At 37.7% G+C, this 25,894-nt stretch carries 15 protein-coding genes and 1 CRISPR repeat array; of the genes, 9 read left to right on the forward strand and 6 right to left on the reverse strand.

Going from position 1 to position 25,894, the window contains the following annotated elements:
* Nucleotides 1-139: 139 nt before the first annotated feature.
* Entirely contained in the window at nucleotides 140-3,238 is a 3,099-nt protein-coding gene (locus OSH00_RS01645; protein WP_266128973.1) for a multidrug efflux RND transporter permease subunit, read from the reverse strand.
* A gap of 272 nt (nucleotides 3,239-3,510) precedes the next feature.
* Between OSH00_RS01645 and OSH00_RS01650 the strand changes: the two genes are divergently transcribed.
* Together OSH00_RS01650 and OSH00_RS01655 are read left to right on the forward strand one after the other, a co-directional pair.
* Nucleotides 3,511-4,656 (forward strand): glycerophosphodiester phosphodiesterase, encoded by a 1,146-nt coding sequence (locus OSH00_RS01650; protein ID WP_266128974.1) that lies wholly within the window; start codon nucleotides 3,511-3,513, stop codon nucleotides 4,654-4,656.
* Between the two features lie 140 nt (nucleotides 4,657-4,796).
* Complete coding sequence (locus tag OSH00_RS01655) at nucleotides 4,797-5,171, forward strand: diacylglycerol kinase (protein WP_266128975.1); 375 nt, start codon at nucleotides 4,797-4,799, stop codon at nucleotides 5,169-5,171.
* A gap of 65 nt (nucleotides 5,172-5,236) precedes the next feature.
* Here OSH00_RS01655 and cas3f read toward each other — a convergent pair whose 3' ends face one another.
* On the reverse strand, nucleotides 5,237-8,476 hold the full coding sequence (cas3f, locus tag OSH00_RS01660) for a type I-F CRISPR-associated helicase Cas3f (protein WP_266128976.1): 3,240 nt from the start codon (nucleotides 8,474-8,476) through the stop codon (nucleotides 5,237-5,239).
* A 471-nt stretch (nucleotides 8,477-8,947) separates the two neighbouring features.
* On the opposite strand from cas3f, the gene OSH00_RS01665 reads away from it, so the two are divergent.
* From OSH00_RS01665 to cas1f, 5 genes are read left to right on the forward strand one after another with little or no spacing between them, the layout of a single operon-like run.
* The gene (locus tag OSH00_RS01665) at nucleotides 8,948-10,114 is read left to right on the forward strand and encodes a hypothetical protein (protein WP_266128977.1); all 1,167 of its coding nucleotides are present in this window, start codon (nucleotides 8,948-8,950) and stop codon (nucleotides 10,112-10,114) included.
* Nucleotides 10,111-10,995 (forward strand): type I-F CRISPR-associated protein Csy2, encoded by an 885-nt coding sequence (gene csy2, locus OSH00_RS01670; RefSeq protein WP_266128978.1) that lies wholly within the window; start codon nucleotides 10,111-10,113, stop codon nucleotides 10,993-10,995. Before OSH00_RS01665 ends, csy2 begins: the two co-directional genes overlap by 4 nt.
* A 29-nt stretch (nucleotides 10,996-11,024) precedes the next feature.
* Nucleotides 11,025-12,086 carry a type I-F CRISPR-associated protein Csy3 gene (csy3, locus tag OSH00_RS01675; RefSeq protein ID WP_266128979.1) on the forward strand — a complete coding sequence of 354 codons (1,062 nt, stop codon included), beginning with the start codon at nucleotides 11,025-11,027 and terminating at the stop codon, nucleotides 12,084-12,086.
* Nucleotides 12,087-12,088: 2 nt separating this feature from the next.
* Nucleotides 12,089-12,700, forward strand: a complete 612-nt coding sequence (cas6f, locus tag OSH00_RS01680; protein ID WP_266128980.1) for a type I-F CRISPR-associated endoribonuclease Cas6/Csy4 — start codon at nucleotides 12,089-12,091, stop codon at nucleotides 12,698-12,700.
* Nucleotides 12,701-12,711: 11 nt separating this feature from the next.
* Nucleotides 12,712-13,665 carry a type I-F CRISPR-associated endonuclease Cas1f gene (gene cas1f / locus OSH00_RS01685; protein ID WP_266128981.1) on the forward strand — a complete coding sequence of 318 codons (954 nt, stop codon included), beginning with the start codon at nucleotides 12,712-12,714 and terminating at the stop codon, nucleotides 13,663-13,665.
* A gap of 97 nt (nucleotides 13,666-13,762) precedes the next feature.
* A CRISPR array of direct repeats spans nucleotides 13,763-18,349; the repeat unit is 28 nt; unit sequence GTTCGTCATCGCATAGATGATTTAGAAA.
* Between the two features lie 164 nt (nucleotides 18,350-18,513).
* Here the strand turns inward: cas1f and groL are convergent.
* The 4 genes from groL to OSH00_RS01705 form a co-directional block, all read right to left on the reverse strand.
* Nucleotides 18,514-20,148 (reverse strand): chaperonin GroEL, encoded by a 1,635-nt coding sequence (gene groL, locus OSH00_RS01690; protein ID WP_004828344.1) that lies wholly within the window; start codon nucleotides 20,146-20,148, stop codon nucleotides 18,514-18,516.
* A 102-nt stretch (nucleotides 20,149-20,250) separates the two neighbouring features.
* Nucleotides 20,251-20,541 (reverse strand): co-chaperone GroES, encoded by a 291-nt coding sequence (locus tag OSH00_RS01695; protein WP_196077377.1) that lies wholly within the window; start codon nucleotides 20,539-20,541, stop codon nucleotides 20,251-20,253.
* A 207-nt stretch (nucleotides 20,542-20,748) separates the two neighbouring features.
* Nucleotides 20,749-21,504 carry a metallophosphoesterase family protein gene (locus tag OSH00_RS01700; protein ID WP_266128982.1) on the reverse strand — a complete coding sequence of 252 codons (756 nt, stop codon included), beginning with the start codon at nucleotides 21,502-21,504 and terminating at the stop codon, nucleotides 20,749-20,751.
* Complete coding sequence (locus OSH00_RS01705; RefSeq protein WP_266128983.1) at nucleotides 21,485-22,426, reverse strand: diacylglycerol/lipid kinase family protein; 942 nt, start codon at nucleotides 22,424-22,426, stop codon at nucleotides 21,485-21,487. The genes OSH00_RS01700 and OSH00_RS01705 overlap by 20 nt, the downstream gene beginning before the upstream one ends.
* Nucleotides 22,427-22,833: 407 nt before the next feature.
* Between OSH00_RS01705 and OSH00_RS01710 the strand changes: the two genes are divergently transcribed.
* Together OSH00_RS01710 and OSH00_RS01715 are read left to right on the forward strand one after the other, a co-directional pair.
* Entirely contained in the window at nucleotides 22,834-24,666 is a 1,833-nt protein-coding gene (locus tag OSH00_RS01710; protein ID WP_196077380.1) for a phosphoenolpyruvate carboxykinase (GTP), read from the forward strand.
* 192 nt (nucleotides 24,667-24,858) lie between these two features.
* Complete coding sequence (locus OSH00_RS01715) at nucleotides 24,859-25,737, forward strand: ATP-grasp fold amidoligase family protein (RefSeq protein ID WP_266128984.1); 879 nt, start codon at nucleotides 24,859-24,861, stop codon at nucleotides 25,735-25,737.
* Nucleotides 25,738-25,894 lie beyond the last annotated feature (157 nt).

Genomic DNA, 25,894 nt, shown 5'->3' on the forward strand with positions numbered 1-25,894 from the left:
GCTTCTGAGTACAGCCCGTCAGCTAAATTTGAGTGGGTGTGCAGGCAAGGTTCAAATCACCTGTATACTTTCCACACAACAATGCCTTACAGCATCACATCATCAAAGGCTGTGAAAATTTAAAAGCCGATACCTTGAATCATTCAGAAGTCACTTTGGGTTTAAAAATCGTTCGGATCAGCACATACATGAATGGGATAAACAGCAACACCAAAATGGTTCCAAAAATCACCCCGCCCAATACACTTACACCAATTTCTTGGCGACTTGCAGCACCTGCACCAAAAGCAAGTACCAAAGGAATGACCCCAGCACCGAATGCCAATGAGGTCATCAAAATTGGACGTAAGCGCAATCCGGCACCTTCCAGTGCAGCTGCAATCGCTGTTTTCCCTTTTTCTTGTGCCAAAGCTGCAAATTCGACAATGAGAATGGCATTCTTGCACGACAAACCAATAGTCGTCAGCAAAGCAATTTGAAAATAAATATCATTGGGAAATCCTGCGAATTGACTAAACAGAATATTTCCTCCAATGCCTAGAGGAATTGCAGCAATCACAGCTGTGGGGATCGACCAGCTTTCATATAATGCAGCCAAACATAGAAAAATGAATCCAATAGAGACTAAATACAGTAACCATGCTTGACTGCTAGATTTCTGTTCTTCAAAGGATAATCCACTCCAGGCAACATCAATCCCCTGTTGCTGACCAATCAACTTCTGAATATCACTCATTGCCTGACCAGAACTGGTATGAGCCGCAGTATTGGCTTCCATTTGCAAGGCGGTATACCCCTGGAAACGGTTGACGACATCAGGCCCTCCTTCCCAAGCAATGGTCGAGAAATTACTGAATGGAATCATTTGGTTCTGTGCATTACGAACGCTCCACACCTCTAAGTCTTCCGGTTTGGAGCGGAACTCAGCATCACCCTGCATCATGACACGTTTAATACGCCCACGATCAATAAAATCATTTACATAAGAACCACCCCATGCCGCAGACAAGGTGCTATTAATTGCTGTTTGACTTAAACCATTTGCCAATGCCAGTTTTTGATCAATATGAATTTTTAATTTAGATTTGTCAGGATTGGACTTCTTATCTAAATTTTCAAAGGTTAGAAATTGTTTCGCCTGATTTTGTAAAATACCAAATTGTTGCTCAAGATATTTACGCCCTTGACCATTCACATCCTGAATCCAAAACTCTAAACTATCACTGTCTCCCAAACCATTCACAGAAGCAGGTAAACTTACGGTAATGCGAGCATTGGGGTTCTTGTTAAAATACTTTACGGCACGCTCACGAATGGCTTGTGCAGAATTTTCTGAACCAGAACGATTATCCCAATGTTTGAGTGCAATGAAACCTGTGCCAAGGTTTTGTCCAGTGCCAGAGAAGTTACGACCATAACGAATCAGTACAATATCGACATTTTGCTTTTCTTTTTCCAAAAAATATTTGCGTATACTTTCGCCAACCACCTGACTACTCGACATAGGTGCACCATCTGCTAAACGGAACTGTACACTGAGCATTCCCTGATCTTCGCTTGGAATAAAACTGGTGGGTAAAGCACGATAAAAAAGTGCAAAAACCACAGTCAAGCCAAAAAACAATGTCAAAATCACCCATTTAAAATTCAAGGTTTTCTGAATCAATTGAATATAACGCTGCTTGAGATGATCAAGTTGGCGATTAAACCAAGTCGCCCAACGCATAGGTTGGGGATTAGGTTTTAGGATAATTGCACACAATGCGGGTGTAAGGATCAATGCAACCAACAATGACAATGCCATTGCTGAAACCAAGGTGATTGAAAACTGACGGTAAATTACACCAGTAGACCCAGTAAAAAATGCCATTGGAATAAATACAGCAGTCAATACGACGGTGATCCCAATCAAAGCACCTGTCATTTCTTGCATCGATTCAATAGAGGCTTGCTTTGCAGTCAAGCCCTGTTCATGCATCAAGCGCTCAACATTCTCAACAACAACAATCGCATCATCCACCAACAATCCAATGGCCAAAACCAAGGCAAACAAGGTAAGTGTATTAATACTCATCCCCAGTGCAAACAGTACCGCAAACGTCCCTAAAATAACGATCGGTACAGTGATGGTTGGAATAAGTGTCGCACGCCAACTTTGTAGAAAAATAAACATCACCAAAACAACCAAAACGATCGCTTCAAACAATGTTTTAACCACTTCTTTTATCGATTCTTGAACGAACGGGGTGTTATCTCGTGGATAAACAATCTTGTAGCCTTGTGGAAGTTTTTCAGAAATCTTGGCTAATTCGGCTTTAATCAATGCTGATGTAGCCAAGGCATTGGCACCCGAAGATAAAGAGATCCCCATCCCCGATGATGGATAACCGTTGATGGTATTAAAAGACTGATAATTTTCTGCACCTAATTCAACACGTGCGACATCTTTTAAATAAACATAACTTCCATCTGTATTGGATTTAACAATAATATTTTTAAATTCGTCAACCGTTCTTAAGCGTGAGCCTGCCGTCACTTTTGCATTTAAATATTGATCAGAAGCTACAGGTAAATCGCCAACACCACCAGCAGCAACTTGAGTATTTTGTGCTTCAATAGCGCTACGAATATCACTTGGCATCAACTGATATTGACGTAATAGATTCGGGTTTAACCAGATTCGCATTGCATATTGCGAACCAAATACATCCACCTCGCCAACGCCTTCGATTCGGGATAATTCCTGCTCTATATGTGCAGAGAGATAATCTCCAAGCTCAATATTGTTACTTTTACCTGTTTCATCATATAAACCTACCACCATGAATGTATCGCCCAGTGATTTGTTCACTGTTACACCTTGACGTTGCACATCATCCGGTAATCTGTTGAGTACCCCGTTGATACTATTTTGTACTTGAACCTGAGCAGTGTCCGGATCAGTACCATTTTCAAAGCTAATACTGATTCGTGAACGTCCAGATGAATCACTGCTTGAGCTGAAATATAGAAGGTGATCAATACCTTTAATCTGTTGCTCTAAAACCTGTGTAACACTTTCTTCAACAGTCTCAGCATCTGCACCCGTATATGTAGTGGAAATTGTAATGCGCGGCGGAGCAATATCCGGGTAGCGTTCAATCGGTAAATTGACGACCGAAAAAATACCTAAAGCCATAACGATAATCGCAAGGACACAGGCAAAAATAGGGCGTTGAATAAAAAATTTAGAGAGCATCAGATTTGCTTCTGTGTCAAATGATTGAGGTGAATGTTGAGTTAACCATTAAATTCCGCTTACGTTGATATTCTGTGACTTGGATCGAAAACTCAAGAAAAAATAACAGAAATCCGAATGATCAAGCTGAATATGGAGAAACTGTGGAGATTACTGAATCTTATACAATTCATCCTGATAAATAAGTCGCTCATTCATTTTGTGATGTCATCACAATGTCAATTTAACCGCATAGACTAGCATTGATTGCAACACAATAATTTGAGTGAAATATGAATAAAAAAGTATGGCTCATCAGCAGTAGCGTATTCTTTTTAACTGCATGTAATGATGATAAAACAAATATCGTGACAAGGCCTGAATATAAAGAACCCAAGATTATTATTGTTGGGCATCGCGGAGCCAGTGCTTTGCGTCCAGAACATACACTGGAAAGCTATCAGAAAGCCATAGATGATGGTGCTGATTTTATTGAGCCGGATCTGGTCTCTACCAAAGATGGTGTTTTGGTCGCACGCCATGAAAATGAAATTGGTGGTACTACCAATGTGGGTACTCTCTCTCAATTTACAGGCCGTAAAACAACCAAAATCATCGATGGGGTATCTTTAACAGGTTGGTTTACTGAAGATTTCACTGCGAACGAACTCAAGTTGATTAAGGCACGCGAACGAATTCCTGCATTGCGTCCAAACAACACGCAGTATAATGATCAATTCAATATCCCTACCCTTGAACAGATTATCGAATTCGCAGAACAAAATTATAAAAAAACTGGAAAAATTATTGGCTTATACATTGAAACCAAGCATCCCACATATTTTCAATCGTTGAGCTTAGGCATGGAAGATCCTTTGCTTAAAACTTTGGCAAAGTATCAATACACACGCGAAATCGCACCTATTTATCTACAATCTTTCGAAGTCAATAATTTAAAATATTTCAAAGAACAGCTTACTCTTCATAAAAGTTTAAAGAATGCCAAAATTATTCAACTCTATGATGACAAAAAAGCAAGCCCAGCAGATTACGTGGTGCAAGGTATTAAAACAACTTATGGTGATATGGCGACAGCACAAGGTTTAAAAACAGTTGCAACTTATGCTGATGGCGTAGGTCCATGGAAACCTTATATTTTTAATGAAAGCTATACTGCCCCGTCTTCTTTTGTTGCAGATGCGCATGCTGTCAATTTAAAAGTGCACCCTTATACTTTCCGACCTGAAAACAATTTTTTGGCAGCTAATTTAAAATGTAGTACAGCTGAACAAGATACTGCGAGACGTTGTGAAATGGGTGCTAACAAAGAGTATGAGATGTATTTTAAAGCTGGTGTCGATGGACTGTTTACAGATGATCCTGGTCTAGGACGCAAAGCTTTAGATGCTTACTGGAAAAGCAATCCACCTGTAAAATAACGCTTTAAAATGTCCATCAAATAAAGCAATCGTATAGATCGTTTGCTTTATTTTTTCTTAATGGCGCATTTTCGCTTAAATTTAATCCCCATTTAAGTTTAAAATAATACACTTATTCAAAAATATAGCAGTTTGGTTTTATGAGTAATTATTCGCCATTTAAAGGAACAACAGGGTTTAAACGCATTCTTAATGCAACGGGTTATTCTTTAGCAGGTTTTAAAGCTGCCTATCAAAATGAAGCGGCTTTTCGCCAAATTGTCTGGATTAATTTGGTTCTAATTCCAATCACTTTTTTTATTGATGTTTCTTCAGTTGAACAAGCTTTGATGATCGGTGTCTGTTTACTTGCCATCATTGTTGAATTATTTAATTCGGCATTAGAAGCTGTGGTTGATCGCGTTTCTTTAGAACATCATCCTCTTTCCAAGAATGCCAAAGACATGGGCAGTGCTGCTCAATTTGTTGCTCAATCGATTATTTTCTTTACATGGGTCATTATTCTTTTTAGGTAAGTTTTAAACATGCATGAATTAGATTATTAAGGACTCGATACGCTCTGATTTATTTGACCTAAATGCTATGTCTTTTGCATTAATCCGAAACCATAATCGTAACACCAAGTTGGAATTTCATTTTTATTATAAACTGTCAAAGATACGCGACAGCCTTGTTCATCAGCAATTTGATACTCATAACAATAATCTTTCATTTGCTGTGGTGTCAGTGCCAGCCATGCTTGAGATTTAGCAGAAATTTCTTCGAATTTGACTTGGTCCCATACTAAGCCATATTTGGGATATTTTAAGGTTCTAGTCATCTTTTCATCAAAACCATAAACCTGTTTTTTAGTAACCAAATGATCAGACCATTCAAACATATAGGTTTCTTGATGATTACGTTCACGTAAAGGCGTTAACTTATAAATATTCTCCGTCATGATACTCGCGTCTACATCTGACCGAGAAAATAACTGCTCACCTTGATCACTAAAATAATTTTGGCAAAAACTTCTAATCTGACCATCATCATATTGAGCAAATAAACAATTCACCTGATCAAAACGCAATCGCGCGTTAATGACTAATCGGGATTGTTTGTCCCATGGTAAAAGCTCGTTTAAATCTTGTGTTGGATAAGTTGATGCCTCGGATAAACCATAGCCTTCATAGCCAGGATACACAAATACAGCTTTACGCTGTTTATTTTGTTGTTTGTGATTTTCTATATCACGTTGCTCACAATAACGATAATTCCACTGTGGAATCATAATATTGGGTTGCTGAACTTTTTCTAAACGATGACGATTAACCCGACCAGCTGTTTGTACAATTGATTGCACACTTGAAACATCAATTACTGCCCAATCAAAATCATGGTCTCGCCCAACTTCCTCCACAGGCGTTGCAACTACAATAAATGGGATATTTAAGGAATTTGATTTTTGAATGAGATCAATAATTTCCTCATCTTGTTCAATTTGCTCATTACCTGTTTTTCTTTTTTTACCATCTTTATGGCGAGTTAAAAGCTGATCTAAGCATTGTTCTTTATAAAACCTTGATATAAGCCAGTCATTTGCATGATAACAAGCGATTTTTGCTTCAGGTAAATGATCTGACAGAAATTGTGCTAGACGAATCGCATGTTTAATATTGGCAACCCGTATAAGCCCAAAAGAGATTTTCTTTTCTGTCTTTTTAAAACTCCATGCATGTTCTTGATGAAGCTGATTAACCGCTTCAAGTACTGACTTTTTCCATGATAAAACTGTCGTTTCAGATAATAAAGACAATTGAGCAAGTCGATGAGCAGGCTTAGAAAGTAAATGAACTTGTAATTCATCCAGATGTTTTTGGTAGTTTATATTAAATTCTGATTTTTGATTTGATCGCTCTAACCACACTTGTGGTTTAAGCTCATTATCAATAATCGCAACTACTGATTTTTTTTCAACATTATAAAGTGCTGCACGCATCTGCATACCAGACTCAAAAGCTCGATGAATTGTTTTTGCAACGGTCAGTGATAATGTCGCTGACGAGCAAATGACATTTCGACCATATAAGGCAGCCAACTGAATAAGGCGTAGCACTGCAATCAATGCTTTAGGTTCATATCCATCAACCTCATCTAAAATCAAATCACTACTCATGATTCGTAGCAATGCTTTAACGTGATGTCCTTGCTGATGTGGCTCACCTGCTGCAATCAGATAATCAATGGTTGAAACTAATAAAGGAGAGGTAAGGATGGTGGTTTCCTTTTGATTTAAAACTTTGCGTCCATTTTTTTCAACTGTAAATAATGGATGTAACCATTCAGGTAAATCACAGTCCTCGCCCCACGCATCAAAAATAGGTTCTGGATAATTTTCGTCCTCATCCGCAAATTCAATTTTTTCTTTACTTTGATCGAATAAAGTTTGAGTAACAGTGTCCCCGATAATCACAGCAATTTCTTCTTCTGATAAATTCATCGATGTTTGAAGTGCATGACCAGTCTGCAATGTTAAGGAACGTAAATTAAGTGCAATCGCGATTCTTGGATCGTCAGGTCGTAAAGTACAGGCGGCTCGCAAGTTCATACGGGTTTTACCGCTACCCGTGCCTGCAATATTGAAAATCAAAACTGGGGTTTCAGGATGCTTCTGTATCTGTTTGTGCAATGCATTTGCTGCAATATTCTGCCATTGAAAACGAGGATGAGTTGTAGGTTGACAAATATATTCAACCGTTTGCTCTGATAGGCCTGATAAGTTCAAATCAGTCATCATTTGAACTGCGATTCGTGAAGCTCGATCCCCCACTTGATGTAAATGCCATTCTAAAGGTTGGTCTTGCAATTTCTCTTTCTTGTCTTGACCTGTGTCTTTCAACTTTGTATTTGCAAATAATGGTACATTTTCAGGCTTTTGCACAGAATATTGCTGTGCTGAAACAATATGATCAGCATGAATCAGTGCTGCTCGTGAATGCAATGCCAAAGCTTTCCAATATAAAAGCTGGTCTGTTCTTGGTTGTGATACTAATACAGTTAAACGCTGCATACGTTTTTGATGACTTTTAAAAATAGATTCAGGTAACTCACCTGCACAAGTAATTTGTTCACGACTTGGCACCAATGTACGAACATGGTTTTCATAGTGAGGTAATGCTAGTGGATCATTTTTTAAAGCTTCCTCAATCCCTAACAAACCATGATGTGTAACAATCAAATAATCGACAGCTTCTAATTCATTATGAATCCCATGTTCAATTTCTTGTCGGTCACCTAAAGTAAATTTACCTAAACCTTTATCTAAATTCTTCCATGCCAGTTTCCAGTCCCATCCATTTTTTCTAAGTTGTTGTAATAGTTTTAAAGACAGCCATTCATGTCGAATGTCGTCTTTAATTTTTTGTCCTGCCATTTCTGGACTTAATTTTTTCTGAAAATGTTCAGAGGCTTTGCCAATATCATGCATATCCCCTGCGGCTCCAGCCAACAAACTACTTACTTTAACCCACTCATCCAGCGTCAGTAATTTTTGCTGTTTTTTGGTTGAAGCGACTGGATATGCACCATCAAGCGCAAATTTATGTTTCGCACCAACAACCCACGCCAGTTTCATTCTTCGCATACCAAAATTAATATAAGCGACTACGGCAGTTTGTCGGGTGGCGACTTTCTTTAATGCAGTTCGAATTTCTTTTAAGCCCTCCATTGTCATGGGTGCTTGCCAAGAAGAATGTCCTGTGCGAATTGCATAACTATCCAAGATTGCTCTAGTTTTCTTTAAAGCACGTTTCTTACATGCTGAAATAATGATCACATGCATAGTTTATTTTTAAGGTATCCGTGTAGTAAAAAATATAATATTTTATTTAAAGAAGAGAAAACTTTTATGGACTTAAAATGCTTTTTAACGACAGAGATCGTCGCTTTTCTTAAAATTAAAAGAAAATTTCTTCAACCATCTAAATAATAGCAAACCTTTTCTAAAAAATACCACAAAATACGCCATCCGTCTCAAACTCTCTTAATTTCAAAAAACTTAAAATAAATAATTCTAAATCAGCCCTATAATATAAAAAATTTAAAATTATCAAAAATAAAAATTAATCATGTATTGAATTACATTTAATTTCATGAGAGTTTGATAATTAAAACTTAACAATAATACATTAAGTTAAGCAATTAAATTTTTTCATTTTTTTACGTCCTAATTTGTCGCACATATATTCATCAACACTTTTATTTTTCAAATAATGTGTTAAAAATTGACTAGATAACAAAAACGGGGAAAATAATGACTGAACCACAAACTGATATTTTTATAAAAGCCTTAGAAGAATCAGTACACTTTAGTTTAAAGACGATAAATTCCAATATTGAAAAAGGCGGAATCCGTTTAAATCAACAACAAGCACTCGATTTACCTTATGTCAGTGCTCGAACCTTATTAAATGAAAACTTCCTGATTCCAACTGACTATCAAGCCAATGCAGGAAAAACAGCGTCTATTTTCAAAGTCGTGAAAGCTGCCATGATTGATGATGATATTAGTACTGAAGATGCTGAGTTCCAACAGCAAGTGCAACAACTCAAGCCATCAATTTCATCTGCTTTTAATGAACCTTATCAAGCAGGTACAGAAAATATTGATATTCGTATGCGCCAGCTTTTAATTCCAAAAAATGGTGAATATATTTCATTGAGTCCGATGACTGCTGCTGGTGTAAATTATCTTGTCAATCTAGAAGTAGATACTGTAAACGAATTGCGTAAAGAAAAAGACAGCCAGTTTAATCGCATTCAAACTGCTGTTTTTGGTATAGGCGGCGCCAATCCACAAAATGTTGGAAGTCTAGTTCGTTCAATGCAACGCCCAATTACAGTGGATGCTCCTCAAGCAAGTGAAAGAGTACGTCAAGCTTTAGCGATTTTCTATAACGGATTTACGATAAGACTTTCCCGCAAAATAAAATTGCTGAATGGAACGAAACGAGCAAAAGAAGCAATTAAAGAATGGTCAGAAATTTTAAAGCGTCAACTGATTATCACAGCAACAAACAACATTCAAAATTGGCATGATCTTGAAATTTTTGCTCCTTCTACCAATCGGGATGTTAGAGATCAAGAAGTTATTTTCTTGAATATCCTTGCTAAGGATGTTCTAAGACAGGCAACTTTTCAAAAAAATATTTTAGAAGAAGCTGAGTCTATTTTACCCAGTATGGAAGACATTGAACGCCCTTCTTTCTGGGTTCATCCAAGTCTTTCATTTGTTTTACAAGGTCTGATCGATCCAGAACTAAGAGATGACAATTGGAGGATTAAGTTCTCAGATTATCTGTCTAGAAAAATTGTTAATGAAACCTTTGATATAGAAATAAATAATGAAACTGTGACCATTAGCCTGGATAGCAATGCTCAGGGTTATATTGCTCGCCGTTTACGGGAGATTGTTCGATGAGTCGTTATGTCTTGATTCCTCGTATTCAGGTACAAAATGCAAATATGCACACCAATGGCTTCTTATTAGGCGGAGTGCCTTTATTTACTGCCAATATGTTTGCACACCATTTAGCAAGACAATTAGGCACTCAAGAAGAAGGCATTATTTATATTCATCACGATCAACAGCGATTAGGTGGGCAAGCCTATGGTCGCTTTACCCCTGCACAACGTCGTGGTGCCGTGTTTATTGGTAAAAAGGACTATTCTTCTAAAAATAAATATGCATTGTCTTTACAGCCAACAGCATCTTGTCATTTAGAGTTTAGCCTTGTGATTAAATTTACCAGCTCTCGGATTAGCCCAGAAAAACTGACCAATATATTGAATCGCAGTCGTTTTGCTGGTGGACAAATTATCGATTTTTTAGAAATTACCACCCATGCTGAAAATGAATTAGAGACAGCACTAAAGAAAATCAAAACTGGGTTTGCCATTTTAGATCGACAAGATTTGTTGATTGAATATCAGCAACGTCAACAAATCAATCGGGTTCAGGCCTTTACCCAACTGTTGGCACTAAAAGCAGATGCACTTAGAGCTTTCTTTAATGATCAAAATTTAAGTTGGATCTCGGCAACTAATTTAGGTTATGCCCTACTTGAGCCACTCACTGACCAACGAACAGGCATTCGTCAAGCTCAGAATCAGGAAACAACAGTGCATGCCTATGCAGAGCCGCTTACAGGTATTGTTCAGTATTTTTCTTTAGGCGAGATTCTAAGGAAATCTTCTGATGCTGATGATAACACTTGGCATAACCTGCAAAAATTATTGTGGACCTATCACTGGCCACAAGACGATGTTTTTCTTTTACAACAAAATTGCATCCACGCATAACTCATTTTTAAACATAAGGAATTTTTCACATGACAATTTTTAAGAAATTACCCGGCAGCCTTTCTTTACAACGCGGTACAGTCGTCAGTGACGGCGCTTTTTTTAATTTATTTGAAGATGGTAAACGAGAGCCTTTACATGTGATGTACCATGGGATTCGAGGAACTCAAAATGTCGCAGGTAACAAAGAAAAAGGTTCTGCGACAGGTAATTCACTGGCGCGTGAAGTCACCAATATTCAACTTACTGAATCTGCAAAATTACAACCTAAAGCCAAACTTCTGGTGAAATGGGACTTTCGTTTTATTGATTTGAGCTATGTACTGTTTGCGATTGCTTCTAAAGCTGGTGCTGATAAAAGCGAAGAATATAATTTTCGCCAAGCTTTCCTAAATTTTGTCAATCGTGCTAAAGAAAGTGATGGGCTTAAAGAGGTGGTGCATCGTTATGTCCGAAATGTTGTGAACGGTCGTTGGTTATGGCGCAACCGCATAGTCGCTGAAAATATTAACATTCAGGTCACACATCAAGATTACCCTGAAGTATTTAGCTTTGATGCTCTTTCTTATAATTTAAAAAGTTTTGATCAACCGTCCGAACAAGAACAAAAACTAGCAGGCATTTTGGTAAAAGGCATTACCGGCGAATCAACCAATGCTACACTGCATATCGAAGCTATTGTTGACTTTGGCATGGGTGGCGTAGAAGTATTCCCTTCACAGAATTATTTAGAAGATAAGCCAAAAGGTTTTTCTCGATCTTTATATCAACTCACACCGAAAAAACCAGACTACAAAGCAAATGACAACCAATATCTAGGGCAAGCTGCTTTACGTGACCAAAAAATCGGCAATGCGCTAAGAACAATTGATACTTGGTATCCTCTATTTAAAGAAAATGATGAAAAGCCAATCGCAGTAGAACCGAATGGTGCGAATTTAGAAGGACAGATTTTCTATCGTGTAGGTAAAGATAAAGTTTCTGCTTTTGATATTCTGAAAGAGGTAGATGAACTTGATCCAAATAGTGAAAAAGGCATGTTCCTAATCGCTTGTCTTATCCGTGGTGGCGTATATTCTGAGGGTGAATAATTATGGATGCCAAATACTATCTTGATATCCGTGTTATTGAATCATCAGATGATACGGATTTAAAACTCGGTCATATTCGCAATCAAATTTACACAGTAATCCATGGTGCATTTCGGAAACTGCCCGCACATTATGCGCTTGCAGTAGAAATATCAGATAAATTAAAAGCAAAGCAAGAATTGTTTGAAAAAAAATATGGGCATTCGGCTAAACCTAACTTTGATATTTTGCGAATTTTTACAGAAAAACAGGATGAGTTAGATCAACTCATTGAAGCCATTAAAGGGCATTGGAAAATTCGTGACTATGCGGTTTTAAGTGGTGTGCTTACTGTTCCGACAGCCAAAGTTTCTGCTTGGAAGAGTTATCGACGGTTTAGAATTCCCACTCTAAAGGCTGAACGCACACAACTGACTATAGCAAGTACGCCGCTACGAGACCGCCGTTTAAGGACGGCGAAAGATATGCCATATTTTAAGGTAATCAGTCAAAGTACGGGGCAAGGTTTTACAGTCATTATTGACGTTCAGGACAGTGAAAATGCTGGATACGGCATGCCCGATAGCTATGGACTAGCCCGTAAAGAAAGTCCTTTTGCCCTGCCTGTCTTTTAAGGAAATATGAGATGAGTCAACTCCGTCAAAAGCGTAGCCGTCCACTAATGCTTTCAAAGCGTGCATGTGTATTTTACCTAGAAAGAGTTCGCGTCATTTTAAAAGATGATCGAATTGTTTACTTGACGGAGAACTTACAGCCTGTTGAATATTTTTATAATATTCCAGAGAAAAATACAGCCTTTTTACTGCTTGGCAAAGGAAGTTCTTTAACAGATGCTGCTGCCAGACGTTTAGCAGAGTCTAATGTAATGGTTGGGTTTTGTGGTTCTGGTGGCTCACCATTATTTTCATCATTAGACTTAACATTTTTAGCACCTCAAAGTGAATATCGCCCTACTGAATATATGCAAATTTGGATGAGAGCATGGCTAGATGATGATGCTCGTTTACTCATGGCAAAAATCTTACTACTTGAACGTATTTCTATCGTTTCCCATTCATGGAAGAAAAATTTTGATTTGATCCAGTATGGTATTTATATTGATGAAAATGCTTTAAATACATTCAAACAAGACATTGATCGCTCTGAAAATCAACAAGAACTACTGGCAGCCGAAGGGCGTTGGGCGAAAACATTATATAAACAACTTGCTAAAGGCTTTGGAATTGAATTTATCCGCGATGAAGGAAAAAATTCTCACGATACTATTACGGATATAGCCAACAACTACCTAGACCATGGAAATTATATTGCCTATGGCTATGCAGCAGTTGCTTTAAATGGAATGGGGATTAGCTTTGCTCTCCCTATTTTACATGGCAAAACACGCCGAGGAGGCTTAGTTTTTGATCTCGCGGATCTAGTCAAAGATGCTATCGTAATGCCTATAGCCTTTATATGCGCAAGCAAGGGTTTAAATCAAAAAGAATTTCGAATGCAACTCATCGAGACTTGTCAAGATCAAGATATTTTAGATTATATGTTTAGCTTCATTACTGATATATGCAGTAAAATTAAATAAAATCAAAAGCTTAACAATAACTCTTCTCTATAAAGTATTTTTACTCATTAAAAACTTATATAATTGATTTCAAGAGTTTTGTTTTAACTTAACTCTAGTTCGTCATCGCATAGATGATTTAGAAAATTTGCAAACACATCACGAGTTGCAAAAGTAAGTTCGTCATCGCATAGATGATTTAGAAAGTTATGAAAAAGCTTTTTAACATTTGCATTCAGTTCGTCATCGCATAGATGATTTAGAAAAGTCAGTCGGCTCATCTTCATATATTTCATGTGTTCGTCATCGCATAGATGATTTAGAAATGTTGAAGTTGCTGCGGTTTTCATACCCTCACCGTTCGTCATCGCATAGATGATTTAGAAACCAAGTCATAGTGAAGCTGTTCAGCAGTTTTTGTTCGTCATCGCATAGATGATTTAGAAAATTAAAGTAGGTCATCAGGACGATGCAACCATGTTCGTCATCGCATAGATGATTTAGAAAGATATCCTCATCAAGATATGGAAGCTCTGCCCGTTCGTCATCGCATAGATGATTTAGAAATAATACATTGACAAAAGGAACTGAAACACAAAGTTCGTCATCGCATAGATGATTTAGAAACGACTCAGATGCATCTATACGGGCAGATGGTAGTTCGTCATCGCATAGATGATTTAGAAAAAAGAGCGATGCACCAGAGAAGAGTTTGCAATGTTCGTCATCGCATAGATGATTTAGAAAGTCATCAATTAAGCGTTTGCATGCTGTTGGATGTTCGTCATCGCATAGATGATTTAGAAAATCAAATCGTTTAGCCTTTTTGCCCATAAAATGTTCGTCATCGCATAGATGATTTAGAAAATCAATGTAATCCTCACGATCAATCCATGACGGTTCGTCATCGCATAGATGATTTAGAAATGGTATTAAATATAAAAAATGTGGTGTGTATTGTTCGTCATCGCATAGATGATTTAGAAAATAGCAATCTCAGACCGATAAGGCTTAACTACGTTCGTCATCGCATAGATGATTTAGAAAAAATTGATTGAAAACTCCCCATGTTTTACCAAGTTCGTCATCGCATAGATGATTTAGAAAATGTATTGATTGCCAATTGACTTGATCAAAGCGTTCGTCATCGCATAGATGATTTAGAAAGAAAGGAAGTGTAGTTACTAAGTCGCAAGGTAGTTCGTCATCGCATAGATGATTTAGAAACAAGTCTTTGGCTTCCTGACTTCTGGCCACAGGTTCGTCATCGCATAGATGATTTAGAAAAGCTAATCTGATTGTACCTTGCCCTAAGCTCTGTTCGTCATCGCATAGATGATTTAGAAATCCATCTTTCATAAAACAAATCCAATGGGTGTGTTCGTCATCGCATAGATGATTTAGAAAAATGGTATATCGTTTGTTTCTGCAATAGTTTTGTTCGTCATCGCATAGATGATTTAGAAAAGTGTTATAAGCAGTTTCAGCAACATCGGTAAGTTCGTCATCGCATAGATGATTTAGAAAAATGCCATATTGAGCAAAGAATTCGTCATGTTGTTCGTCATCGCATAGATGATTTAGAAAGGTATGCATTGGCATCGGTCGCAGCAAAACTGGTTCGTCATCGCATAGATGATTTAGAAACTAGATACTCTTGAATTGCACGTTTTGATTGCGTTCGTCATCGCATAGATGATTTAGAAATTTGGTGGAATGACTTATGATGCTGGTGCTAGGTTCGTCATCGCATAGATGATTTAGAAATAATTCTGGAGATAAAAGACTTAACCGTGGTAGTTCGTCATCGCATAGATGATTTAGAAAGGTGCTGTAGCTGCTTTCGTAATGAGTTTTAGTTCGTCATCGCATAGATGATTTAGAAAATTTGTGAAGCTCATTGAAATTGATTTCAACCGTTCGTCATCGCATAGATGATTTAGAAAAACACTTTGTTCTAGGTCGTACTCGCAATTATGTTCGTCATCGCATAGATGATTTAGAAAAAAGCAATCATCCAGCCGTATGTAATGAGACCGTTCGTCATCGCATAGATGATTTAGAAAATTTTCTTTAGCAGCATTGTCTAATTTATCTTGTTCGTCATCGCATAGATGATTTAGAAAATAGCGTGATTTCTCTACCCTGCCCTGACTCTGTTCGTCATCGCATAGATGATTTAGAAAATATGGCATTTTCAAGGTCTACATCTTCCCATGTTCGTCATCGCATAGATGATTTAGAAATGACGTTTACGACCCTGACAAGCCGAGTGTTGGTTCGTCATCGCATAGATGATTTAGAAAAAGCGGTACAGGTTGGAATGCCTCTTTTATTCGTTCGTCATCGCATAGATGATTTAGAAATATTACGTTGTCGCTTGAGGCTAACAGTCCATGTTCGTCATCGCATAGATGATTTAGAAAAATCTTCAAGTAATGTTGCAAAACGCTTTTGAGTTCGTCATCGCATAGATGATTTAGAAAAACAGAGCCACCACCAGAAGAAGGAATATAACGTTCGTCATCGCATAGATGATTTAGAAAATGAACTAGGATCAATATTCACATCACCATTTGTTCGTCATCGCATAGATGATTTAGAAATTCACCAAACAAAGCGGACTCTGTTGTTATGTGTTCGTCATCGCATAGATGATTTAGAAACATGATCGTCTTTACTGACATGTCGAGTCGCAGTTCGTCATCGCATAGATGATTTAGAAAATCAATGGCTCTATCTTGCTTCTGTTCAATTGGTTCGTCATCGCATAGATGATTTAGAAAATAACCATGGTTTCAGTTGGTTTAATTGGCATGTTCGTCATCGCATAGATGATTTAGAAAGATAGACCAGGAATACATCAACGAATTACAGCGTTCGTCATCGCATAGATGATTTAGAAATGTCCATGATTGGGCATCTCATGGTTCAGATGGTTCGTCATCGCATAGATGATTTAGAAAATAATAAAAACCATGATTTTAGAAGTTATAGTGTTCGTCATCGCATAGATGATTTAGAAATGTAACGATTTGGTGGGAATAAGTATGCATAAGTTCGTCATCGCATAGATGATTTAGAAAGCCTGAAAACAATACTGGCAACAGTGCCGATAGTTCGTCATCGCATAGATGATTTAGAAACGAAATGGAAGATTTAATCGTTGAAGCAATGGGTTCGTCATCGCATAGATGATTTAGAAAATATCAAAAGTCATTCGCTTCTCGCCATTTACGTTCGTCATCGCATAGATGATTTAGAAAAACATCAGTGACAAATGATCCTGTTTCATTCTGTTCGTCATCGCATAGATGATTTAGAAAACAAACAGAATCCATTCAGTCGGAAAAAAAGCGTTCGTCATCGCATAGATGATTTAGAAAACAGATATTCTAACCGAGTGCGTACCGCTAGAGTTCGTCATCGCATAGATGATTTAGAAATCAAATCGGTTGCTGAACGTTGTATGCAGTCGGTTCGTCATCGCATAGATGATTTAGAAATTACACATACCATTTGCAACGATAGAAACCAAGTTCGTCATCGCATAGATGATTTAGAAATTTATGCTTAGGACAAGGTTTTCCATCTTCAGGTTCGTCATCGCATAGATGATTTAGAAAACAAACAGAATCCATTCAGTCGGAAAAAAAGCGTTCGTCATCGCATAGATGATTTAGAAAATAAGGTTTCTGCGTTCATCTATATATTTCGCGTTCGTCATCGCATAGATGATTTAGAAAAATTCAGATACATCATTGAAAAGGTTATTACTGTTCGTCATCGCATAGATGATTTAGAAAGTTGACAGCGATTCAGTTCAAGCTGTCAATGGGTTCGTCATCGCATAGATGATTTAGAAATGCACCCATCAATGCAGTAGCAACACCATAACGTTCGTCATCGCATAGATGATTTAGAAAATTATTTGTTTTGAGCGGAAAGCGCTCTAAAAGTTCGTCATCGCATAGATGATTTAGAAATCTTTAAATATGCTACTGGGGCAATGGTCTACGTTCGTCATCGCATAGATGATTTAGAAATTGTAGATGCAAGTGAAGATGGTCGTTATTCCGTTCGTCATCGCATAGATGATTTAGAAATACACAAACAGATAAACCAAATCCTTTACAACGTTCGTCATCGCATAGATGATTTAGAAATCGCTAGGCAATGTAGGATCATGAACATCGGGGTTCGTCATCGCATAGATGATTTAGAAATGAAACTATTGAAGCGACAAAAGCACAATTAAGTTCGTCATCGCATAGATGATTTAGAAAAAACCTCGAGTTAAGCTGCCACCGGCTAAACGTTCGTCATCGCATAGATGATTTAGAAATTACAGGGACAAGACCAGATTCACGGCTATTCGTTCGTCATCGCATAGATGATTTAGAAATTAGATGGGATTCATATTGCTGTCTATATGAAGTTCGTCATCGCATAGATGATTTAGAAACGAATCAGGTGTAAATTCGCCCTTTGACATTTGTTCGTCATCGCATAGATGATTTAGAAATAATGTTTTAGTTCCAAAGTTTTGGTTGGTTGGTTCGTCATCGCATAGATGATTTAGAAAACAAGTCTTGAAATCCTCGCGTCTGTATATTAGTTCGTCATCGCATAGATGATTTAGAAATTTAATCGCATCGATGAAAAATCCAAAAATTGGTTCGTCATCGCATAGATGATTTAGCCCCTTTAAAGATTACAAAGTAGTGTACAGTTTGTTGTTTTCTTTACGACTAAACATCAATTACATTCGACTTTTCTTTTGCATATCAATTTAAAAATTGGAAAACTTAAAATAAAAAATCCCCGCACAATGGCGGGGATTTTTTTATGATCTGAGATCAGAATGACTTACATCATTCCGCCCATACCACCCATGCCGCCCATATCAGGCATAGCAGGTTTATCTTCAGGGATATCTGTGATCATACATTCAGTCGTCAACATCAAACCAGCAACAGAAGCTGCATGTTCAAGTGCTGAACGAGTTACTTTTGCAGGATCAAGGATACCCATTTCCAACATGTCGCCGTATTGTGAAGTGGCAGCATTGTAACCAAAGTTACCTTCACCATTTTTTACAGCATTGATCACTACAGAAGGTTCATCGCCTGCGTTAGAAACGATTTGACGAAGTGGCGCTTCAATCGCACGACGAAGGATATTTACACCCACAGTCTGGTCATCGTTCGCGCCAACAACACCGTCTAATGCTTTTGCAGCACGTACAAGCGCAACACCACCACCTGCAACAACACCTTCTTCAACCGCAGCACGAGTTGCATGTAGCGCATCATCAACACGGTCTTTTTTCTCTTTCATTTCAACTTCTGTTGCAGCACCGATTTTAATCACTGCAACACCGCCTGCTAATTTAGCAACACGCTCTTGAAGTTTTTCTTTATCGTATTCAGAAGTCGATTCTTCGATTTGTGCGCGGATTTGAGTTACACGCTCAGCAATTTGATTTGCATCACCTGCACCATCTACGATCACTGTATTTTCTTTAGACACTGTGATTTTATGTGCAGTACCTAAATCTTGAAGTGAAGCCTGCTCTAAAGACATACCGACTTCTTCAGAAATCACAGTAGCGCCAGTCAAGATCGCAATATCTTGAAGCATTGCTTTACGACGGTCACCAAAACCAGGGGCTTTAACAGCACATACTTTGATGATGCCACGCATATTGTTCACTACAAGTGTTGCAAGTGCTTCGCCTTCAACATCTTCAGCAATAATGAGAAGTGGCTTACCTGTTTTAGCAACAGCTTCTAAAACTGTAATCAATTCACGGATGTTGCTAATTTTTTTATCAACAAGAAGGATGAACGGGTTTTCAAGTTCAGCTGTCAAAGTGTCTTGTTTGTTTGCAAAATACGGGCTGATATAACCACGGTCAAATTGCATACCTTCCACTACGTCAAGTGCGTCTTCAAAACCTGAACCTTCTTCAACTGTAATGACGCCTTCTTTACCAACACGCTCCATCGCCTGTGCAATTAATTTACCCACAGTTTCGTCAGAGTTTGCTGAAATTGAACCCACTTGTTCAATCGCTTTAGTATCAGAAGCTGGTTTAGCCGTTGCTTTGATGTTTTCAACAACAGCTTTAACTGCTAGATCGATACCACGTTTTAAATCCATTGGGTTCATACCTGCAGTTACAGATTTGATCCCTTCATTTAAAATTGCTTGAGCAAGTACAGTTGCTGTTGTAGTACCATCACCTGCGATGTCATTGGTTTTTGAAGAAACTTCACGAACCAATTGTGCACCCATGTTTTCAAATTTGTCTTTCAACGAAATTTCTTTTGCTACAGTTACACCATCTTTAGTGATGTGTGGCGCACCAAAAGAACGATCGATAACAACGTTACGACCTTTAGGACCTAAAGTTACTTTAACTGCATCTGCAAGTACATTTACGCCCGCAATCATTTTTGAACGAGCTGAATCACCAAATTTTACGTCTTTAGCTGACATGCTTAACTCCAATAATCTTTATTCTTTAACCATCTAATTTAAAAGTTGATTAGGTATATTGTTTTTTACTTGATCAGAAACAACACACCGTCTCGGTCTGAATTAACCTTCAAGTACCGCTAAAATGTCAGATTCTTTCATAATTAAAAGTTCTTCGCCGCCTACTTTTACAGTTGTACCTGCATAAGTACCGAACAATACTTTATCACCAACTTTAACGTCTAATGCACGCACACCATTGTCAGTGATTTGGCCATTTCCTACAGCAATGATTTCACCTTGTGCCGGTTTTTCAGCTGCAGAACCTGGAAGTAAAATACCGCCAGCAGTTTTTGTTTCCTCTTCAACACGACGAATAACTACGCGATCATGTAATGGACGAATGTTGCTCATATAAAACTCCATAGACATCGTCTAAATGTCATTGATTACTCAGGGAAGATGACTTCTTATTCCTAGGTCATCGACAAAATATTTGTATGTCACATTTGTGGGGATGGAAATAAACGCTTCAAGGGGAAAATTAAAAAAAATTTATTTAATTTGTATTTTTTTTATTCGTTCAATTCAAATTGGCAAAAGAATCAACTGATTTTCTCATTATTGAGCAATAAATTCTTGTAATTGTTCATCAAAAAAATAATGTTGAAATGTACCATTTTCATGAATCACATTAAAACTATTGGGGATTTTTTTATGCAATCGTCGAGACACTGCTGTGCCTGCATGAACTTCATAGACGGGATGAGATAGATTTAAATTAAATGCTTGGTTTAAATCGTAGACAGCAACAAGATGTAAATGACCATGCAATAAGGCATAGAGCTGATGCTGTCCCCATTCTTTAATCGCAAACTGCCCTAAAGCAGGACAATCTTTTAAATGATGATCTTCATTAGAAGTATAAAACGGTTGATGACTGACAATAATTTTTAATTTATTGTCAGGAGCATCCGTCAACAATTGATTGACGCTCTCTATCTGTTCGAATGAGATATGGCCACGCGTATGATAGCGACGTCGAATACTGTTCATGCCAATTAAATAAAAATGCTTGGTTAACAGTGTCCGTTCTAAACTGCCAAAAAATAATTGATACAGACCAAAAGGTCGAAGCACCCTGTTCCACAGATGATAGAGAGGAATATCATGATTACCAGGCACAACAAAATAAGGGATTTTGAGAGATTCTAAAAATTGCTTGCAGGCATAGAATTCTTTAAATTTGGCACGTTGGGTCAGGTCACCACTCACAACAACGACTTCAGGTTGATGTTCTGTACAAAACCGCTGAATTGCCTGTATACACGCTGGACGCTCTGTCCCGAAATGCAGATCAGATAGATGTAGCAGCATGCACAGGCACCATGATATTCAAAGCATTTTTTTCAACATGTAAATTCAAAGGTGTATCCATTGACACAATTTCTCCATCAATCGCAACTGTCAGTTTAGGCTTTTTCGAATACACAATCACTTTTTCTGCACCAAAGCTATACACATCTGATGCCTTTTCTAGTTTTCCTCGGATGGTCTGAAATAGTGTTTTAAATAAAGTGGCCTTATCCCCTTTTGCAATCACAACCCCTGCAATTTCTCCGACTTCAGCACATTTCGAAATTCGTAAGTTTAATTCTTTGAGTTGTAATTGGTTATTTCCAAAAAAGATCAAAGGTGATTTGACTGGATATTTTTGTCCATCCACCTCAATTTCGAGTTTAAGCTCTTTGCGATCTCGAATCAGCACATCCAAGCCCGAGGTATATGCATTTAAAGCAAACCGTCCAAAACGCCGATTGTAAGCCTCTCGTTTTTTGATAAATAGAGGATATAATCCCAAACTGGCATTATTTAAATAAATCTGGTCATTGATACAGGCGATGTGTGATGCACGTGGTTCTCCTGTAGCAATCACATGAGCCGCATCAAGCAGATTTAATGGAATATTTAAAGCACGTGCCACATAATTAAACGTACCTAATGGTAAAATGCCCATCGGAATATGCTGATGAAGCATTTGCGAGGCAACAGCATTCAAAGTACCATCACCACCCGCGGCAACAATGACGCCAAGTTGTGAATATTGTGCATGACGTTGATAGATTTTTTTCATTAACGTCTGAATATCAACTTCAGCACTGATATCGAAAACTTGTATTTCAAAACCATGTGTAGTCCAAATGGTCATGAGTTTTTCGTACACCTCATCTTTGTGATTTGCATGAAAACCTGATTTTTCATTGTAAATCATCGAAAGCGGCTTTAAATCTGTATCCATAAGTTTGATTATTGTGAAGTATTTGCTCTAATTTCGTCGATTTTCTAAGCAAATAAAAGCACCTTTATGTAAAATTTGAATTATACCCATTTATTAAATCAATAATAATTTTTACCAACTTCATATTTTCAAGTTATTGTTAATTATTATTATTTATAATAAAAATATTACTCATTGCCTTATTAAATAATGTTAAATATCAACCAATAATTCAGCTTAAACACTAAAAATCAAACACTTAAATCATTCTTTAGGTTAAGCATCTTTTAAGCCTTTAGTCTTATTTTTTTTATGAATATATGTTTTAATACGTCCACTTTTTTTCTTACTTAAATTTGAATGTTGTATCACTTCATTCAGATTATTATTTGTACACAAAATTGTACATATTTTAGATAGGCCTCACCATGACCCAAGTGAACGCACCAGAATTCGTTCGTCATCCTAAGCTCATTGCCTGGGTTGAAGAAATTGCTAAATTGACTAAACCTGCAAAAATTGAATGGTGTGACGGAAGCGAAGAAGAGAATCAACGTTATATCGACTTGATGATCGCTAACGGCACTATGCAAGCATTGAACCAAGAAAAACATCCTGGTTCTTATTTAGCGAATTCTGATCCGTCTGACGTAGCTCGTGTTGAAGGTCGTACATTCATCTGCTCTGAAAAACAAGAAGATGCTGGTGCGACTAACAATTGGGAAGCTCCTGCTGAAATGCGTGCTCGTCTTAACGGTTTGTTTGATGGCGCAATGAAAGGCCGCACAATGTATGTGGTTCCATTTTCAATGGGTCCATTAGGTTCTCACATTGCACACATCGGTATTGAAATTACTGATTCACCTTATGTTGCTGTAAGTATGCGTAAAATGGCTCGTATGGGTAAAGCTGTTTATGACGTACTTGGCACAGATGGTGATTTTATTCCTTGCGTACATACAGTTGGTGCGCCACTTGCTGAAGGTCAAAAAGATGTTGCTTGGCCTTGCAACCCAGAAAAATATATCGTGCATTATCCAGAAACGCGTGAAATCTGGTCTTATGGTTCAGGTTACGGCGGTAATGCATTATTAGGTAAAAAATGTCTTGCTTTGCGTATTGCCTCTTCAATGGGTCGCCAACAAGGTTGGTTAGCTGAACATATGTTGATCCTTGGTGTGACAAATCCACGAGGTGAAAAACATTACATCGCAGCTGCATTCCCTTCCGCATGTGGTAAAACCAACTTTGCAATGCTGATCCCACCTGCAGGTTATGAAGGTTGGAAAATTGAGACTGTGGGTGATGATATTGCTTGGATCAAACCTGGTGAAGATGGTCGTTTGTACGCAATTAACCCTGAAGCTGGTTTCTTTGGTGTAGCACCAGGTACAAATACCAAAACCAATCCAAACTGTATGGCAACACTTCACAAAGATGTGATTTATACCAACGTTGCAGTTACTGACAATGGCGAAGTTTGGTGGGAAGGCTTAACAAAAGAAGCACCTGCAAACTTAACCAACTGGAAAGGTCAACCACATGTTGCTGGTGAAAAAGCAGCTCATCCAAACGCTCGTTTCACTGTAGCAGCAGGTCAATGCCCTTCTATTGATGCAGATTGGGAAAACCCAGCTGGTGTTCCAATCTCTGCATTCATCTTCGGTGGACGTCGTGCGGATACAGTACCTTTAATCTCAGAAGCATTCGACTGGGTGGATGGTGTTTATAAAGCAGCAACAATGGGTTCTGAAACAACTGCTGCTGCAGTAGGTCAACAAGGTGTCGTTCGCCGTGATCCATTTGCAATGTTGCCATTTGCTGGTTATAACATGGCTGATTACTTTGCTCACTGGTTAGAACTTGGTGAAGAAGTAGGGGCTAAAGCAAAAGCTGCTGGCAACAAATTACCAGGTATTTACAACGTAAACTGGTTCCGTCGTGATGCTGAAGGCAACTTTGTATGGCCTGGTTTTGGTCAAAACATGCGTGTGCTTGAGTGGATCATTGACCGTTGTGAAGGTCGTGCTGATGCAGTTGAAACACCAATCGGCTTAGTTCCAACATTTGAGCAACTGAACTGGACGGGTTCTGACTTTACCAAAGAGCAATTTGATCTTGTAACATCTCAAGATAAAGATCAGTGGATCAAAGAGATTGAAAGTCATACTGAATTGTTTAACAAGCTAGGTGACCGTTTACCTGCAGCACTAAAAAATCGTCAAAATGAGCTTTTAGAGGCTGTAAAAAAATCAGCTTAATTTAAAAGTTTAAATACAAAAGACCGCTCTTGAGCGGTCTTTTTACATTTTAAAAATCTGATTTTTAACCCCTTTGTCAAATTTTCATTACAATCTTGTAATAAAAACACAAATGGTTATTATTTTCATATACAAAATCCATATTTCCTCTATAATTCAAAAATTCCTTTCTTTATTTTTTTATTCTTTCCCATGATTGAAAATATTATTTATACAGCGAAAGTCATTAGAACTAAATTTGTCTCTGACAAGAAATACCTTACAAAAAGATTTATTAATAAATTAGGTTACGCACCTGACTTTGATCAACCTGAAAGTTTTAATGAAAAAGTAACAGCACGCATGATCTATGAAAGAGCCCCCTTACATACCAAATTGGCTGACAAATTGGCAGTGAGAGAAATTATTTCAGACAAAATTTGTTGTTCGCATTTCGTCCCGCTGCTCGGTGTCTACAAATGCTTCAGCGAAATTGAGTTTAGTAAACTCCCCTCTAAATTTGTTTTAAAATGCAATCATGATAGCGGTAGCGCAATCGTATGCCACGATAAAAGTCAATTTGATGTAAAAAAAGCAGAACTGAAATTAAAACATCATTTAAAACAAAATATGTATTTTAAAAAAAGAGAGTGGCATTATAAAAATATTACACCTATGATTTTGGCTGAAGCATTTGTTGACTTATGGACAGATCCAAATAGTCAGTTAACGATTACAACCAGTCGAGTACATTGTTTCGAAGGTCAACCCAGATATATAGAAGTTGATGTCCAAGATGGTCAAGGTATTGATTATTCGAATATTTATGATATTAACTGGGTACTTCAGCCTTTTACAGTTGACTTAAAGAATAATAGTCCCGTAGCTTTAGCTCAGCCGAAAAGTTTAAGCAAAATGCTTCAACTTTCTCAAGACCTTTGTTTTAAGCATGGTTATAGCCGTATCGACTTTTTATTGGCGGGGGATGATGTCTTTTTCAGTGAAATCACTTTAACACCCAATGCGGGGCGAATGGTTATTACACCAAGTGAATGGGATTTTAAACTGGGTTCTCTATGGCGAAGCTATTAATTTAACATTCTCAATGAGATTACAGCCAGTTGACGATTAAAAATATTATTTTAAAAGCTCAATCAACAAATCCAATGAACTGCAATCTTTGATTTGTTGATTGTGAAAGCTATTTAAACAACCTACAGTTTAAAATTGCATCATCCATTATCCGACA

Origin of the sequence: Acinetobacter nematophilus, from assembly GCF_026344175.1 — a bacterium.
In the GTDB taxonomy this organism is placed as follows: Bacteria; Pseudomonadota; Gammaproteobacteria; order Pseudomonadales; family Moraxellaceae; genus Acinetobacter; species Acinetobacter nematophilus.